We start from the raw sequence: 17,887 nt of genomic DNA on the forward strand, positions 1-17,887 counted from the left end.
TACTATTAGAAAAAATGAAAGAACAATTTACTTAAATCACATAAAAAATGCCATGAGAATGCACCTTTTTAAATAAATGATCGGAGGAATTTTTAATGACGATGGCAACAAAAGTGATGAATAATTATATCGGTGGAGAATGGGTAGAAGCGAAAACAAACCAAACGGAAAAAGTTTATAACCCCGCAACAGGAGAAGTAATTGCGCGTGTTCCTGTATCCACAAAGGAAGATTTAGATGATGCTGTAAATGTAGCGGCAGAAACATTTAAAACTTGGAAAGAAGTACCTGTCGTAAAACGTGCTCGTATTCTGTTCAAATATCACCAATTACTTGTTGATCATTGGGATGAGTTGGCAGAATTAATTACGCTTGAAAACGGAAAAAGTTTAAAAGAAGCACATGGGGAAGTTTTAAGAGGAATTGAGTGTGTGGAATTCGCTGCAGGGGCACCTTCATTAATGATGGGTGAGCAATTATCATCAATTGCTACAGAACTCGAATCTGGTATGTATCGTTATCCTATCGGTGTAATTGGTGGGATCACACCATTTAACTTTCCGATGATGGTGCCAACTTGGATGTTTCCAATGGCAATTGTAACTGGAAATACGTTTGTATTAAAACCTTCTGAGCGTACACCATTGCTTGCGAATCGCTTAGCAGAATTACTAGAGGAAGCAGGGCTACCGAAAGGGGTTTTTAATATTGTTCATGGTGCACATGATGTTGTGAATGGTTTGCTGGATCATAAACAAGTAGCTGCGATTTCCTTCGTTGGTTCCCAACCAGTAGCAGAGTATGTGTATAAGAGAGGAACGGAAAATTTAAAACGTGTTCAAGCACTTGCAGGAGCGAAAAACCATTCTATTGTATTAAAAGATGCGAATTTAGACAATGCAACTACTCAGATTGTCAATGCTGCATTCGGTTCAGCAGGTGAGCGCTGTATGGCTTGCTCTGTTGTAGCTGTGGAAGAATCGATAGCAGATGAATTTATCAATCAATTGGTTGAAAAGACAAATGAAATTAAAATGGGGAATGGATTGAACGACGATGTATTCTTAGGGCCAGTTATTCGTGACCAACATAAAGAACGCACACTCCAATATATTGAAACTGGTGTAAAGGAGGGAGCAAAACTAGTACGTGATGGACGAAATGATGAAGGTGTAGAGCAAGATGGCTACTTTGTAGGACCAACGATTTTTGATCATGTTACAAATGAAATGAAAATTTGGCAAGATGAAATTTTTGCACCAGTTTTGTCCATTTGTCGAGTGAAAAATCTTGAGGAAGCCGTTGAACTAACCAATCAATCACGATTTGCTAATGGAGCCTGTATATTTACAAAAGATGGAGGAAATGTTCGGACATTTCGCGAGACCATCGATGCAGGCATGCTTGGTGTTAATATTGGGGTACCAGCACCAATGGCTTTCTTCCCGTTTTCAGGATGGAAAGATTCCTTCTATGGAGATCTCCATGCGAACGGTAAAGATGGATTATATTTTTACACACGTAAAAAAGTTGTAACAGGTAGATGGGTATAGAAAAATGCCGATTGGATTTACTCCAATCGGTGTTTTTTATCGGTGTTTCTTTGCAGGAAACTCTCTGTTTACATTCCTAGATATGTGATTGAAATGGTGGATTAAAATAAAGTGGAAAATTTTAAAGGGAACACTTGTTCTTGTTTGTGATTTGTTGTATACTGTAATCAGACACACACCTTAGTGATTTCTCCTACCAAATCCCCAGGAAGGATATGCTGAAAATGCAACCAATACTTGAAGTACCAATTAAATATGATTATTGTACCCAAAACAAAAGTACAACACTTGTACGTGAGAAAGAAATGATAAAAACTTACACCAAACATGATCAACTGTTTAAAGAAGTCATCTACACTTTTTTTCAAGAGTTTTTAGATGTGTTTTTTCCTGAAGTATATGAAATAATTGACTTTCGAACTATTACCCCACTATCAGAAGAAGTTTTTACGGATTTAATTGAAGGGGATACTCGTAGACTAGATATTGTCGTGCAAGCAAAATTAAAACAAGAAGATGCCGTAATCATCGTCCACATCGAGCCACAAAGTTCATCACAAACAGATTTCCATGAACGAATGTTTCATTATTTTAGTCTTCTTTACAACAAATATAGGAAACCAATCATTCCAATCGCAGTATTTAGTTATGAAGAAAACTGGGAAAAAGACCAATTTACGATGGAATTCCCTTTCTTTCATGTCTTAAATTTTAACTTTTTAACACTACATTTACGAAAGAAGAACTGGCGAGATTATATTGCATCAGATAATCCCGTAGCAGCAGCTCTGTTAAGTAAAATGGGGTATACTGAAAAAGAACGGATTCAAGTTAAAATAGAATTTTTGAAAATGATGGCTAAGATGGAGATAAACCCAGCGAAACAACGATTAATCTATGGATTTTTTGAAACATATTTAAAATTAAATGATGAAGAGGAGGAAAAATTAATGGAGGAGGTAAAAAAATTGGATGAAGCGGATAGAATTTTGGAGCTTCCGATTTCGTATGAGGAAAAGGGAATAGAAAAAGGAATAGAAAAGGGAATAGAAAAAGGAGTTATGCAAGGGAAAAAAGAGGTTGCGCTTGAAATGTTAAAAGAAGAATTACCCATTGAAATCATTGTGAAGGTAACTCATTTGAAAAGGGAAGACATTGAGGATTTGAAGAAAAAGATGTGAAGAAATTATTCTTTAGATAATTAGGAAATCATGAATGAAGAACTCATTCCGTATGAAGTTTCTCAATCCTAAAAGGTATTTTTTATCCTTCTTGTTGGGTTTGTTTATCTTTACGTCCATTAGCACAGGCCCCAAAAAAGGTTAGGGGCCTGGCACTGTGTAAGTTTGTATTGTAACCTGTGTTTTTATAATCGTTTAGAAATTCCAATATTTCGATTGTGCTTCCTTTGCTTGATGAATATATTCTTTTTGAATATCATATATTTTATTTGTTGGCATATTCTTTTCATCTACAAATGGGTCTTTTACGTCTGTTTTGCTGCCACTCATTTCCTCGACAATGGCATGTGAGCAGAAAGGGACATAGGCTGTGCTATATCCGCCTTCATGACAAGCTACGAATCTACCTTGACAATGTTTGTCAGCAATTTCTATCATTAAGTCTGTCATCTGTCTAAAACCATCTGCTGTTACCATCATACGCCCTAAAGGGTCAAACATGCTCGAGTCTTGTCCGGCTGAAATGAGAATCAATTGTGGTTTAAATTGATCTGCTACTGGAGCAACTATTTCTTGCATAGCATGTAGGTATCCAGCATTTCCTGTACCAGCGGGGAGTGGAATGTTAATATTGTATCCTTCTCCATTTCCTATTCCGGTATCTTCTACCTTTCCACGTCCAGATGGATAATTCTCTTCTTGATGTAAAGAGATAAAAAGCGTATGCGGGTCATGGTAAAAAGCGGATTCTGTTCCATTTCCGTGATGTACATCCCAATCCAGAATTAGTATTCTTTCGATATGTAGGTATTTACGTGCATATTTGGCTGCAATCGCTACATTATTAAATAAACAAAATCCCATTCCGAAATCCGCTTCTGCATGATGACCTGGTGGACGAACGAGAGCATAGGCGTTATCGACTTTCCCATTCATAACTGCTTCTACAGCTGTAATGGCACCACCTGCTGATAATAAGGCAATTTCATAAGAACCCTTTCCAACCAATGCCTCATCGCCAGCATCACCATATCCAATTTCACTTAATTCTCTGACCTTTTCGATGTATTCTTTTTTATGAAAAAGTTGAATCGCATCTAAACTTGCCGGACGAGGTTTCAGTGGATAAAGTTGATCCATTAAACCACTCCGTTCTAATAAATTTTTAAAACGGCGCTTAGTTTCTGGATTTTCTGAATGGATGTCTGGTTGAATCCATCCTCCAGGTGGCAAAGATAATGCACCATTTCCAGTATTATGCCAGAAATAACTTTCATCATAAAGAAATCCTGTCCTTCTTTTCATAGGAATTCCTCCAAGTCAAATAGATATTTTTTAAAATAAGGTTGTGATTATTTATATTCGATTGGGATAGGGAGTATGAAAAACTAGACTAATAGAATGTTTGCTATATACAGGAAAATTCAGTATATTTTTGATAGAGTGTTTTATCTTTGTGGCATTACGAACTCTCTTTCATTTTTAGACAGGGTAAGTTACGCTAAGCTTCGAAATGAGAAATAAGTTGATTAGGAATTTAGCATTTTAAATAAAATTTGAAAACAAAGGAGATTACGATGAAACTAGTAACATTTACAATTGGGCAAAGAAAATCAGTAGGGGCATTTGAGAATGAAAAAATTATAGATTTACATGCTGCATTGGTGCAACATTTAACAGAAGTTGGAGAAGGAAGGGCAAAGGAAATTGCGAATGCGTATATTCCACAAGATATGGTTGAATTTATAGAAGGGGGCCAAACTAGTTTAAAATATGCGAAAAAAGCGGTTGAATTTGCATTACAAGCGGAAGATTCTTCACCTTTCATATTTAATAGGGAAGACGTGCGCTTGGAAGCACCGGTACAGAAGCCCCAAAAAATTATATGTGTGGGCTTAAACTATCGGGAGCATATTTTAGAAATGGGTAGAGAATTACCGACAAACCCAGTGCTGTTTGCGAAATTCGCAAATGCGATTATTGGCCCTGAAGATCATATCCCACATCATCCCATTTCAGAGCAATTAGATTATGAGGCAGAATTTACATTTGTGATTGGGAAAAGGGCGAAAAATGTGAACCAAGAAAATGCATTGGATTATGTAGCAGGATATACGATTTGTAATGATGTTACATACCGTGATATTCAGCGCCGTACTCCGCAATGGTTGCAAGGAAAATCTGTTGATGGTGCAGCACCGATGGGACCTTGGTTAGTTACAGCAGATGAATTGCAAAATCCGTCCGGTTTAAATATTTCATCCTATGTGAATGGTGAGCTAAGACAACAGTCCAACACGGAGAATCTCGTCTTTTCTGTGCAAAAATTAGTAGAATTTATATCGAATTTAATGACATTAGAGCCAGGCGATGTAATCATGACAGGTACACCACATGGAGTCGGCTTTGCTATGGAACCACAGCAATTTCTAAAAGATGGCGATACCGTGCGTATTGAAGTAGAAAACGTTGGAGTGTTAGAAAATAAAGTGCAAAAGGTAGAAAAATAGGAAGGAAAATTTTTGAATTAGAATAGAACATGGTGACATAGGCAATGTTGAGATAAAAGCACTCTTTCAGTAGAGTGTTTTTTGTTTTCATAAGGGAGAGTATTATGGAAGAGGATTGGTTAATAATGGAGCCTTTTCATACACTTTCCATTTACATAAAGTATATTAAAAGTTTATTTTTTAGAGGATGTGCCCTAAAATAAAGAAAAAGGCCCAACATAAATGGGAGTGAGAATATGCGTTTTTTGCGTAAGATTGTTGTTATCGTACTCATTCTAGGACTATTTTGGTTTTTCTATGGAAATACTTATCAACAATCAGGTGTAACGGGTGTAATTGATGAAATTCAGACAGATATAAATAAGATAAAAGATAATCCGAAAGTGAAGCAGGGAATCGTGGCAGTTCAGGAAGGTGCAAAGGAATTATTTAATAGTATATTCGAAGAAAAGGGAAATGATGAACAACAACAGCAACCCAAACCAGAGAAGCCAGAATTAGATGCTCCAGCAGAACAGTCATTTTCTGTTCATAATATAGAAATTGGTGATTATCGGGATCAAGTGGAAACACAAACAGGGAAACCGAAACGATCTTCTTTCAATGAATATGGAGTGGACTGGACAACTTACCATGAAAATTACCATAACTTTTTCATGGTGGCATATGATAATGCTAATGATGTGGCTGGGTTATATACAAATCAAGACTTAATCGTATCCACTTATGATATAAAAATTGGCACATCTAAAAAAGATGTTCAAAATCAATTACCTGAAGCCCTTACAGGTATCCAAAAAGGACATGTGAACTATCGGGTGAAAAATGATGGAGAATTTGACACATTTTTAATCGATCAAAATTACGTGACAATTTTTTATGATAAACATGAAAATAATTCCGTAACAGCGATTCAAATTATTTCTGAAGAGCTGGAGAACAGGAAAGAGGGAATGTTTGGAGAACCTAGTGGAGAATTGAAAGAGGGATTCGAATATCAATTATTTGATTTAACGAATGCCGAAAGAGTAACTCACGGATTATCTGTTTTGAATTGGGATGATGGTGTTAGACAGACCGCTCGCAGTCATAGTGCAGATATGGCAGAGAATCATTATTTTAACCACACGAACCAACAAGGACTATCCCCTTCTGGCCGGATGGAAAGGGATGGGATAGCGTTTCGAGGCGCCGGAGAAAATATTGCCTCAGGTCAAATGAGTAGCATTTTCGCACATGAAGGATTAATGAATTCACTTGGCCATCGGGAAAATATATTGCATCGAGACTATCAGTTCCTTGCGATTGGTGTTGCATTTGATGATGAAAAAACTCCTTACTATACCGAGAATTTTGTAATACGCTGATGGGACTTTACCCGTGGGGGTGAAGTCCTCATTTTATGCAGACAATGAAACATTTCCATGTATCTGAATCCCGATATCTGTGCTTAAATCCCGATATATGTGCTTGAATCCCGATATAATGCTCCGAATCCCGATATCCACGCCCGAATGCTGCTCCTTTTTAAACCAACACATACGAAAATGAAAAAGGGGAGGCGCGTTTTAATTATACGTGTCTCCCGTTATGGTGTTCTATTATTTTCCCTGGAAAACAGGTTTCCGTTTTTCTAAAAAGGCTCGTATTCCTTCTTTGTGATCTTCTGTGTTTCGCATTTTTAACTGGCTGTGTTTTTCTTGTTGTAAGAGGGATCGTAATTCTTCTTTTTGTTTTCCATGATAAATCATTTTGGATTCTATCATCGCTTGTAATGGTGCATGTTGTAATTTTTTGGCTAGCTGGTGGGCTGCATCTGCTGCATTTTCATCTGTTAGAAGATCGACAAATCCAAGTTTTTTTGCTTTTTCACCTTTTACTTGTTCCAGGCTCCAGATAAATTGTTTAGCGTGATGTGTGCCAAGACGTTCTTTTAGGAAGAAGTGGCCACCACCATCGGGAATAAGGCCAATTCCTGCAAAAAGCATACCAAATCTTGCTTCGTTTTGTGCTACGATATAATCGGAATTTAACGCAAGGCTCATCCCTAATCCTGCTGCAGACCCATTCACTGCAGTAATGACTAGTTTTGGCATCATGTATAATTTTAATGTCATTTTTTCGATGGAATCCATTAGTTCATCGAATTTTTTATTGTCATGAATTTTTTCCATCATATTGATGTCTCCACCGGCGCTGAATGCTTTTCCAGAACCAGTTATCACGATAATTTGATCTTCATTTTCTTCAACAGTTTCGATAATATCTAACAACTGAATTAATGTTTCTACATCTAGTGCATTATAATTGTCAGGCCGATTTAAAGTAATTGTCGATACACCATTTTCACTAACCAATTTTACTTTTTCCATCATAATCACCCCTATTATTAATGAATGACTGTTCATTCAACGCCTGTTAATCCTTATTATAATCGACAAACCATTAAATTGAAAGGTTTTATTTGGGAATTTTTAGATATTTACCTAAATTCGTTAAGAATAAAGGAGCAGTAATTTGTTTTATGTGGGAATATGGTAAATGTCTTTTCTACCTGTAATAAAATATGATGATATATAATAGAAGAATATAAACTATTATCACAGGTTATGGCTGTTAGTCCCCTATTGGTATTTTCCTAGGCCATATAGTGAAAAATTTTAAATGAGGGTACCAACTCTGCGTGGGAAGCTAATATCTTTTTTCATATATAAAATGGAATGGAAAAGATAATAAATAATAGTTAATATAGAATTAATAAAATATTATTTATGATTTGTGATTCCCATTCATCATACATAGATACTTCGAGGAGTGAAGTCATGCCGTTAAATTACACCAACTCTATTCCGCTTCATTTTCAGTTGAAGAAAAAAATAGAGGAGAGGATATTTACTGAAGAGTATACAGACAAAATTCCTAGTGAACGGGAATTGATGGATGAATTTTATGTTAGTAGGAGTACAGTAAGACAAAGTATTGCACAATTGGTACATGAAGGTGTATTGGAGAAAAGACATGGAAGAGGCACATTTATTGCTGTAAAACCCATTAATGATTGGCTTGGTAATTTAAGTAGTACGAATGAAACGGTTGAAAGAATGGGAATGAAGCCAGGTGCGAAATTACTAAAGTCAGAAACGGTTTTACTTACTGATCCATTAAAGAAGATTACTGGATTGGATGAAGCATATCATTTCAAGCGATTACGATTTGCGAATCAAGTACCAATTGGAATTGAAAATCATTACTATCCGGTACATGTTGGAAACAAGCTGATTAAATATGATTTAAATAAGGAAGCATTCTATGAATTATTAGAGCGTGAGTTAGGTGTAAAAACATTTGAAGCAGATCAAGTTATTAAATCAATCGCACCAACAGAGGTTGATGCAAAGCTTCTACATATTCCGGATTCTTCTCATGTTCTTAATGCCCAACGGAAAATTACCGATATTCATGGCCATTTTGTTGAATTTGAGAATGCTTTCTATCGGGCGGATATGTATTCTTTTCACATTAAATTGTCCAGAAAAAGTAATTAAAGGGTTTGCCATTGGATTTGGCAGGCTTTTTTTTATGGTATTCAACTGGTACGGACATGATTGAATATGACAGAATACTACTTTATGATAGAAAATGTATATTTTTCAATGTGAAATTGAAGGGGAGTTTATATGGAAGAGCGAAAGACATTACAAAAGTCACTAAAAGCTCATTGGGTATGGGCAATTGCCCTTGGATCATCTATTGGTTGGGGTGCTTTTGTTCAACCTACGAACTGGATGTCTACTGCAGGACCTTTAGGAGTAATTATTGGATTTGGAATCGGTGCACTTCTAATGATGTTAATTGCGGTTAGTTATGGATTTCTAATCAAAAGTTTCCCTGTATCAGGCGGGGAATTCGCATATGCTTTTATTAGTTTGGGAAGAAAACATGCCTTTATTTCTGGATGGTTTCTTTCTTTAGGATATATTGGTATCGTTGCGTTAAATGCATCAGCATTTGCCCTCATGTTTAAGTATGTGTTTCCAGCATTTATTCAACATTTTCATATGTACGAACTAGCTGGCTGGGATGTTTATTTTACAGAAGTGATCATTGCTTCTGTTTTATTGGCAGTTTTTGCATATTTAAATATTAGAGGATCTGGATTAACAGGAAGTATGCAATTTATTTTCTGTGTGGTAATGGTTGTTGGCGTTGTGGCCATCACAGCTTTCGTAGGGATTTCTCCTGATACAAGTTTAGCAAATATGAAACCCGCTTTTAATACAGAGGTAACGAGTTTTGCAGCTATTATTTCCATTGTTGCGATTGCACCGTGGGCATATGTTGGTTTTGATAATGTCCCACAAGCAGCAGAAGAGTTTAATTTTTCATCAAAGAAAGCATTTCGTTTAATTATTTTCGCCATGATAGCTGCGTTTGTACTATATAGTTTAATGATTATTGCAACGGCAATGGCAGAACCATGGTTAAATTTAGTGAATGAGCAACATTTGTGGGGGACAGGATTTGCCTTACAAAATTTATTAGGAACAACAGGGATCGTTATTTTAGTTGTTGCTTTATCGATGGGGATTTTTACAGGATTAAATGGATTCATCCTTTCTACTAGTAGATTATTATTTGCGATGTCACGTGCGAAGGTGATTCCAGCTGCTTTTTCTAAATTACATCCAAAATATAATACACCATATGTGGGGATTATATTTACGGCTGTCGTTGCCATGACAGCACCGTGGTTTGGTCGGGAGGTATTAACTTGGGTAGTAGATATGTCATCTATTGGTGTTTCGATTGCCTATTTTTATACTTGCTATACGGCATTTGTTTTATTTAAATGGTCCAAAAAAGATGTACAAGATGCAACGAAAGAGGCAGTAGCACCATGGAAAAAACTCATTTCTCTTATTGGTTCCATCATTAGTTTAATATTTATTAGTCTATTGTTAATTCCAGGGTCACCAGCATTTCTTGGAAAAGAATCACTAATTGCTCTTGTCATTTGGATACTACTAGGGTTTGGATTTTATTTATTTAAACGAAAAGAATACAATAGTATCCCAGAAAAAAAGTTAGCATATTTAATTTTAGGAGAACAATCAATAGAAAAACAATAATGCTATTAAAAGAGGCTGGGACAAAAGATATAATCCATAAATAAATCCGAGCGTTCTTAGATGAACGTTCGGATTTATTCGCATTTTTAAATCTTCTATTAAAATCTCAAAATGTCTATTTCCATTTTGGATTTCTATTTGATGAATATATTTACAAGAAAAAGACAACCAACTGGGATGCAACAGCTACAAATATAAGGGCGAAAGGATAGGCGGCAGCATAGGCAATGGCAGGGTCTTCGGAATCAATTAATTGGTTTAATGCACCTAGCGCAGGCGTACTTGTCATCCCACCACTAAGGGAACCTAGAGCGTGAACAATACTTAATTTAAAGAGTCTTTTAGCAATAAGATATCCCACAATAATTGGTAAAATTGTAATAATCATTCCGGCTAAAACGAGCTTTAATCCTTCTGTTTGGATGACTTCTACTAAACCTTGTCCAGCCATTGTCCCTGCGCCGGCTAGAAATAAGACAAGTCCGAGTTCTTGAATAACATGATTTGCTGGTCCGTAATAACGGACATGAATTGGTCCTAATTTCCCGAAGTGGCCAACAATCAGTGCGACAAACAAAGGACCACCTGCAATTCCTAATTGGATGGTTCCAAGGCCTGGTAAGTGAAAGGGGACCATGCCTAGTAAAATACCTACAATTAAAATTATGCTTAACGAAAAGATGTGTACATTTGTAACGGTTAATTTTTTCTTAGCAAAAAATTTCTCTATTTCTTCAAGTCTATCCTCTGTACTAACTACGGTAAGCACATCTCCACGTATTAATGGCATGTTTGGATTTTGCCTTAATTCAATGCCATTTCGAACAATCCTTGTGACGGTTGCGCCGTATTTTCTTCGGAGTTTCAGTTCTTTTAAGGTTTTTCCAATCACATTTTCCGCTTCAACCGTAATTTTTCGTAAATGGATATTGTCTGGGTTTTCAAGGTCCATTTCGATTTTCTCTCCAATGAAATCGGTAAATTTATCTAATTTTTCTTTTTCCCCAATAGCTACCAATTTATCACCTAATAAAATGACTGTATCACTTAATGCAATCATGGTTTGCTTATTACGAATCACACGACTGATGACAATGGAATTTTTATGAAGTTTAAGTTGTTTTAGTGTTTTTTTATGAAGTGTAGGATTGGTAACGACTACTTTTGCCATTTCTGGTGAGAGATTTGTTTTAATGGGATCATTTGCTTCTTGTAAGTCCTTTTTTAAATCTACCTTTGTGAAGCGGGGTAGAAGTTGAACAAATAATACGACCGCAAGTACTCCGAATGGGTAGGCAATCCCATACCCGACAGATGCAAGTGGGTCATTCGTTGCTTGTAGTGCAGCAGCGAGTCCTGGTGTGCTTGTTAATGCTCCAGACATTAAACCAACACTTAATGCAGGGGAAATTTGAAAAACTTTCGTTACGATAATTGTTGTGATACCAGCGGCAAGTACAATAACCAATGCGATTATTCCAAAAATGGCACCTTTTGATCGAATCATTCGAAAAAATCGCGGACCTGCTTGAAGGCCGATTGCAACGATAAAAAGACTTAACCCAAAGTCTTGGATAATTGGTGATACTTGATAGCCAAAATGTCCAAAAATCATTCCTATAAGCAGCACTCCAGCTGAACCTAAGCTAAGTCCTTTTAATTTAATTTGCCCAATCCATGATCCTAAACATAAAATAACGAAAACAAGTATCAGTGGTTCATTTAGTAGTTGCATCTCTTGCTGTCTCCTTCCTCGATATATGCGCCGAAATCCTGATATATCTGCTGCACAAACCCGATATTCCAATACGTTTTTTGGTGAAAAGTATATATTAAATGTACATTTGAAATGGATATTTGTAAACAAAACGTAATAACCGAAAAAGTTATTGTATGGGTGAATCATTATAAGAAGGTGGAAAATTTTGGGTTTGGATTTTACGATACTTAAAATATTTTCATCCGACTAATAATTTAAATCATATCTGCTATTATATTTTTAACATTGTAAACGAATATGAAGTAGGTAAAAGGAAATAGAATGAACTCGAAAAAATGCACAATCAGTCTGAATTAAATAATTCCGAAGCAAATCATTATGAATTTGAAACACTCTTTTTACCTTATGATGGAGTATAATCTTGTTTAAAAAGCCTAATATTCATGCGAAACACCGATAAACTATTCAAGAAAATCATATTTCACCGAGAAAATAAGGGGATTATACAAAAATAGAAATGATTTTTTAAACAAAATTTAAAGTTAGTTTTTTTAGAGGATTTGAGATAATCTTGTCGAATTATTTAGGTATAAACTTTATAAGGAGTGAACCTAGTTAAAATGAAAACAATGAATTATCAAGAAGAGCTTATAAAAATCAACGTATTGAATCAACGTTTAATTCAGGCTCATCCATCAAAGGACAAAATTTTTATTGAGTATAGAAAGAAACGGACAGGGGTGATTGGCGAAAGAAAAGTTGCATATCGATTACAGTTTTTGGATCCTACTAAATTTATTGTTTTACATGATTTACGTTTTGTTGATCATAATGGATTTTTTCAGATTGATAAGCTGATTCTTTGTACAAAGTGTATTTTTGTTGTTGAGGTAAAAAACTGGTATGGGACCGTTATTTTTGGTGAGAATGGACAAGTTACCCGAATTGGTGATAACGAAAAAGAGGAAGGCCTTCCCAATCCAGTAGCACAGGCCGAATTACAAAAACTCCGCCTCCACGGAAAATTCCCCTGGTTAAATTTTCCCATAATAACATTATCTTGTATTAGCTTCCCAAGCACAATTATTAAATCCGCTTCTTCCCATTATACAATTCCAAAAGAAATCACCCACGCCAATCATTTACCTTTTTCTATAAAGGAGACCGCAGAATCACTGCCAGTTGTTCTTGAAAATTTCAATGATTTAAAAAAAGTAGCTAGAAAATTATTAACGATGCACAAACCAAAAAAAGAAAATGTAATGGAAAAATTCAATGTAAGTCTATCTGATCTTATAAAAGGAGTATTTTGCTCAAATTGTGGTGCGGTGCCAATGAAAAGAAAAAATAGAAAATGGTGTTGTTTAAAATGTAGTCATACCGCAGCCGATGCACACCTTTTAGCATTAAATGACTATCAATTATTAATAGGGGACGTTATTTCCAATAAAGAAGCAAGGGAATTTTTACAAGTAAAATCCCCGTATATAGTAAAAAATATACTTGAAAAAAACTTCGAATCAATTGGCAAAAACAAAGGTAGAAGATACTTACTAACAAAAAAATTAAAAAACAAAGAATGACACTTCACCTATATTGCCCCACTTCGGAATCCCGATATGTGCGTTGGAATCCCGATATATGCGCTTGAATCCCGATATGTGCGTTTGAATCCCGATATATTGCTCTGAATCCCGATATATCGTGCTGAATCCCGATATATTTGCCTGAATCCCGATATATCGTGCTGAATCCCGATATATGTGCTTGAATCCCGATATATGCGTTGGAATCCCGATAAGTGTGCTTGAATCCCGATATATGCGTTTGAATCCCGATATATGCGCTTGAATCCCGATATGTTGCTCTGAATCCCGATATATTGCTCTGAATCCCGATATGTGTGCAGGAATCCCGATATATATGCTTGAATCCCGATATCTGCGTTTGAATCCCGATATATTGCTCTGAATCCCGATATCTGCGCTGGAATCCCGATATGTTGCTCTGAATCCCGATATCTGCGCTGGAATCCCGATATCTGCGCTGGAATCCCGATATATGTGCAGGAATCCCGATATATGTGCAGGAATCCCGATATATGTGCAGGAATCCCGATATATGCACCGGAATCCCGGTAAGTGTGCTCAAATCCTGATATCCCACACCAAAATACCGAAAAAGGAAAGGAGCCAAATAAATTGGTTCCTTTCCTTACAAATTAATTTTGTTTCATTTCATATATTTGGGCAACATCTTTATCCCCGCGCCCTGACAAATTAATGATAATACTATCTTCTTTATCTAATTCTTTTGCCAGTTTGACTGCATATGCTACGGCATGTGAACTTTCCAAAGCTGGGATAATTCCTTCTGTTTGAGATAATTCGTGAAAAGCATCAAGTGCTTCATCGCCTGATATGGTAATATATTCGGCGCGTCCACTTGTTTTTAGAAAACTATGTTCCGGCCCGATTCCTGGATAGTCGAGTCCTGCTGCAATGGAATGAGTAGGACTTGGCTGCCCATTTTCATCTACTAATGTAAAACTTTTAAATCCATGGAGAACGGCTGGTTTTCCTTTTGTTAAAGAAGCTGCTTCAGCTGGTTCGACCCCGATCAATCGAACACTCGGGTCATCGATATAATGGGCGAACGCTCCAATCGCGTTACTGCCTCCACCTACACAAGCTACAACGGCTGTGGGAAGTTTGCCTTCCTTTTTTAACATTTGACGTTTCGATTCTTCACTTATGATGGCTTGAAAATGTCTGACGATAGACGGATATGGGTGTGGGCCTACTACAGATCCGATAAGATAAAAGGTATCCTCTGCATTTTCAACAAGGTCTTGAAGTGCTTCATCAACAGCATCTTTCAATCGGCCTTCCCCTTTATCAACGGCAATCACTTCTGCACCAAGTAATTCCATTCGAAATACATTCAGTGCTTGACGCTTGGCATCAACTTTACCCATATAAACCGTACATGGTAAATGAAACATTGCAGCGGCTGTTGCTGTTGCTACACCGTGTTGTCCTGCACCTGTTTCAGCGATAATACGTTTTTTTCCCATACGTTTGGCTAATAAAATCTGCCCAATTGCATTATTGATTTTATGTGCACCAGTATGGTTTAAATCTTCACGTTTCAAGTAAATCTTGGCTCCACTGATTTTTTTGGTAAGATTTTTCGCAAATGTTAATGGATTTTCCCGACCAACATATTCGGTTAAATAATACATCAATTCACTATGAAAATCAGGATCATTTTTACATGATTCAAATGTTTCTGCCAACTGGGCGAGAACTTTCTGTAAATCTTCTGGTACATAACTTCCACCAAACTCTCCAAAAAAACCTTTCTCTTCTACACTAAACTGAACGCTCATGCTCATCTCATCTCCTCTATTCTACTTGAGGTAATCGTACAAAAAATAGTTCCTACTGTCAATGAATCCAACAAAATTTCCCGTTATTTTGCATGTGAGATTTTTTAAAAATCACGTACAAAGATCTAAAGAGAGGGAGGTTGAATGGAAAAACTGGAATGAAACATCCGATGTAATCATACATATGTGAGGATGGTTCTTTTTAAATGGAGGGATCAATTTTGATGATCACCTTACTTTTAGGTGAGGCGACGTGGAATATTCCGTTACTTTGGTTGATTGTAGGTATCGTTTGTTTGTATGGATACGGACTCTTTTGGCATATGAAAACTTCAAATGAGATGAAGGACAGGACGTGGAAAAGGCAATTTTATACGCAATCTGCTTATTTTTTATTAGGGATGAGTTTACTTTATTTCTTATATGGAAGTCCGATTCTTGCGATTAGTAATCTATCTTTCAGTTTTCATATGATTCACATGAGTATATTCCTCTTTATCGTTCCACCTCTTTTATTACTTGGAATTCCTTTTCTTTTATATCATCCAATCGTAAACACTCCCCTTGTTAAAAAAGTAGGAAAACTATTTCCACCAATCTATTCGTTGTATGGATTTGCATTTCTGTTATTTATATATCATTTTCCACCAATTATCGGAAGTATCTCCCAGTATCCATTCATACAAAATGGATATATGATTGGATTATTTTTACTTTCTCTTCGCTCCTGGTGGCCGATTATATCTCCAGATGGAGTGGCGCGACTTTCCAAAAAAAATATGAAAAAATATGCCTTTAAAAGTGTGCTTCTCGTCACGCCAGCCTGTTTATTTTTCATTGTTAGTGCCTGGTTGGAAGGGGCAAGTAATCCGTTATTAGCAGAACTTAGTGAACATGTATGTTTACCTCCTGAAACATCTACTTCCATACTTCCAGCACCATTTCATACAAAATATGATCAAGTTGCGGCAGGGTTATTTATGATGGGTTTACACAAAATTGCTTTAACTGTTGGATGTAAATTGGGGAATAAAAAAGATGTGCACCTGAAGCTGAAGAAAGGTCGTAGGGATGTGGTAAAGTAGGTTGAAAAAGAAAGCAAAAACATATGGATGAATGCTTGTAATTGAACAGGAAAAAAAGGTTGCCGGTGCTACCGGCAACCTTTCCAATCCTAATTATACTGTTTTCGGTGTTAAGTTAAAGCATCTTTTGTAGATCCACTCATAGTCTTTTACCGTTAAATCTCTTGGGTTTCCAATTGTTTGTGGGTCATTCATTGCTTCTTTTGCAAGGCGTTCGATCATGTCTGGTGATACACCTTGTTCTTCTAAACTAGGAATTTCTAAGTCTTCTACTAGTTTGTATACTTCGTTAACAGCAGCTTTTGCAGCTTCTTCTGTTGTCATATTTGCTGTATCTACACCGATTGCTTTTGCAATACGTGCGAATTTATCTGGATGACCTTTCCAGTTATATTCCATTACTGGTCCCATCATTGCTGCTACACATTGACCATGTGCAACCGGAATGATTCCACCAAGTGTTTGACTCATCGCATGTGCTGCCCCTGCTGAAGCACTACCATAAGAAAGTCCTGCGAGCATTGCTGCTTGTGCCATTCCATAACGTGCTTCGATATCTCCACCATCAGCGAATGCACGGCGGATGTATTTTGCAACATATTCCATTGCTAAAAGTGCAACAGCATCTGTAATTGGTTGTGCATAATGCATTGTATAGCATTCAATTGCATGTGCTAATGCGTCTACACCAGTCATTGCTGTAACATGTGGTGGCATGGTTACATGTAGTTCTGGGTCAATAATCGTTAAGTGTGCTGCAATTAAAGGTCCACCTGTGTTAAATTTAAATTCACGTTCTTCATCCGTAATAACTGCCCACTGTGTTACTTCTGAACCAGTTCCAGCAGTAGTTGGAATTGTTGTTAATGGTGGAATACGTTTTTCTAAAGGTTTTTTACCTTCAGCTGCTTCATATTCTAATACACATGCATTATGAGCAATTTCTACACCGATTGCTTTTGCCGTATCCATGGAGCTTCCGCCACCAACTGCAACAAGTCCATCACAGTTTGTATCTTTATATAATTTCGAACCTTCTCCAACAGAGCGAACAGGTGGGTTTGCTTCTACTTTATTAAATAGTTCAACCTCTATGCCAGCTGCTTTTAAAGATTCTTCTACTGGTTTTGTGATGCCTGCTTTATAAATGCCAGGGTCTGTTACTAAGAGAGCTTTTGTAACACCTAATTTTTTCACTTCGTCTCCAACATGTTTGATTGCACCGATTCCGTGCTTAATAGCTGTTGGCATTTCAAACTCTTGAAATGTGTGCAAATGTTCGACTTTCATATTTAAACCCATTGTAATTCCTCCAGTA

At 36.6% G+C, this 17,887-nt stretch carries 14 protein-coding genes; 8 read left to right on the forward strand and 6 right to left on the reverse strand.

Annotation, left to right across the window (positions count from 1 at the left end):
- Positions 1–95: 95 nt before the first annotated feature.
- A complete protein-coding gene (locus FHP05_RS05390) occupies positions 96–1,553 on the forward strand; it encodes a CoA-acylating methylmalonate-semialdehyde dehydrogenase (RefSeq protein WP_147666206.1) in 1,458 nt (485 codons plus the stop codon).
- Between the two features lie 305 nt (positions 1,554–1,858).
- On the forward strand, positions 1,859–2,734 hold the full coding sequence (locus FHP05_RS05395; protein WP_147666279.1) for an Rpn family recombination-promoting nuclease/putative transposase: 876 nt from the start codon (positions 1,859–1,861) through the stop codon (positions 2,732–2,734).
- A 195-nt stretch (positions 2,735–2,929) separates the two neighbouring features.
- Here FHP05_RS05395 and FHP05_RS05400 read toward each other — a convergent pair whose 3' ends face one another.
- Positions 2,930–4,039 carry a class II histone deacetylase gene (locus FHP05_RS05400; protein WP_147666207.1) on the reverse strand — a complete coding sequence of 370 codons (1,110 nt, stop codon included), beginning with the start codon at positions 4,037–4,039 and terminating at the stop codon, positions 2,930–2,932.
- A 272-nt stretch (positions 4,040–4,311) separates the two neighbouring features.
- On the opposite strand from FHP05_RS05400, the gene FHP05_RS05405 reads away from it, so the two are divergent.
- Positions 4,312–5,244 carry a fumarylacetoacetate hydrolase family protein gene (locus FHP05_RS05405; protein WP_147666208.1) on the forward strand — a complete coding sequence of 311 codons (933 nt, stop codon included), beginning with the start codon at positions 4,312–4,314 and terminating at the stop codon, positions 5,242–5,244.
- Positions 5,245–5,480: 236 nt separating this feature from the next.
- A complete protein-coding gene (locus FHP05_RS05410; RefSeq protein ID WP_147666209.1) occupies positions 5,481–6,611 on the forward strand; it encodes a CAP domain-containing protein in 1,131 nt (376 codons plus the stop codon).
- Between the two features lie 234 nt (positions 6,612–6,845).
- Here FHP05_RS05410 and FHP05_RS05415 read toward each other — a convergent pair whose 3' ends face one another.
- The gene (locus FHP05_RS05415) at positions 6,846–7,616 is read right to left on the reverse strand and encodes an enoyl-CoA hydratase (RefSeq protein WP_147666210.1); all 771 of its coding nucleotides are present in this window, start codon (positions 7,614–7,616) and stop codon (positions 6,846–6,848) included.
- Positions 7,617–8,066: 450 nt separating this feature from the next.
- On the opposite strand from FHP05_RS05415, the gene FHP05_RS05420 reads away from it, so the two are divergent.
- Positions 8,067–8,789, forward strand: coding sequence for a GntR family transcriptional regulator (locus FHP05_RS05420; protein WP_147666211.1), 723 nt, complete (start codon positions 8,067–8,069; stop codon positions 8,787–8,789).
- A gap of 132 nt (positions 8,790–8,921) precedes the next feature.
- The gene (locus FHP05_RS05425) at positions 8,922–10,373 is read left to right on the forward strand and encodes an APC family permease (RefSeq protein ID WP_147666212.1); all 1,452 of its coding nucleotides are present in this window, start codon (positions 8,922–8,924) and stop codon (positions 10,371–10,373) included.
- Positions 10,374–10,524: 151 nt separating this feature from the next.
- Here FHP05_RS05425 and FHP05_RS05430 read toward each other — a convergent pair whose 3' ends face one another.
- Positions 10,525–12,108, reverse strand: a complete 1,584-nt coding sequence (locus tag FHP05_RS05430; protein WP_147666213.1) for an aspartate:alanine exchanger family transporter — start codon at positions 12,106–12,108, stop codon at positions 10,525–10,527.
- 605 nt (positions 12,109–12,713) lie between these two features.
- Between FHP05_RS05430 and FHP05_RS05435 the strand changes: the two genes are divergently transcribed.
- Positions 12,714–13,676, forward strand: a complete 963-nt coding sequence (locus FHP05_RS05435) for a nuclease-related domain-containing protein (protein WP_147666214.1) — start codon at positions 12,714–12,716, stop codon at positions 13,674–13,676.
- A 4-nt stretch (positions 13,677–13,680) separates the two neighbouring features.
- Here the strand turns inward: FHP05_RS05435 and FHP05_RS05440 are convergent, their stop codons facing one another.
- A complete protein-coding gene (locus tag FHP05_RS05440) occupies positions 13,681–14,244 on the reverse strand; it encodes a hypothetical protein (protein ID WP_147666215.1) in 564 nt (187 codons plus the stop codon).
- A 70-nt stretch (positions 14,245–14,314) separates the two neighbouring features.
- The gene (gene trpB / locus FHP05_RS05445; protein ID WP_147666216.1) at positions 14,315–15,484 is read right to left on the reverse strand and encodes a tryptophan synthase subunit beta; all 1,170 of its coding nucleotides are present in this window, start codon (positions 15,482–15,484) and stop codon (positions 14,315–14,317) included.
- Positions 15,485–15,708: 224 nt separating this feature from the next.
- Between trpB and FHP05_RS05450 the strand changes: the two genes are divergently transcribed.
- A complete protein-coding gene (locus FHP05_RS05450) occupies positions 15,709–16,569 on the forward strand; it encodes a cytochrome c oxidase assembly protein (protein WP_230973935.1) in 861 nt (286 codons plus the stop codon).
- Positions 16,570–16,662: 93 nt separating this feature from the next.
- Here FHP05_RS05450 and FHP05_RS05455 read toward each other — a convergent pair whose 3' ends face one another.
- On the reverse strand, positions 16,663–17,871 hold the full coding sequence (locus FHP05_RS05455) for an iron-containing alcohol dehydrogenase (RefSeq protein WP_147666218.1): 1,209 nt from the start codon (positions 17,869–17,871) through the stop codon (positions 16,663–16,665).
- Between the last annotated feature and the right edge of the window lie 16 nt (positions 17,872–17,887).

This window comes from Cerasibacillus terrae (assembly GCF_008039555.1).
Taxonomy (GTDB): Bacteria; Bacillota; Bacilli; order Bacillales; family Amphibacillaceae; genus Cerasibacillus; species Cerasibacillus terrae.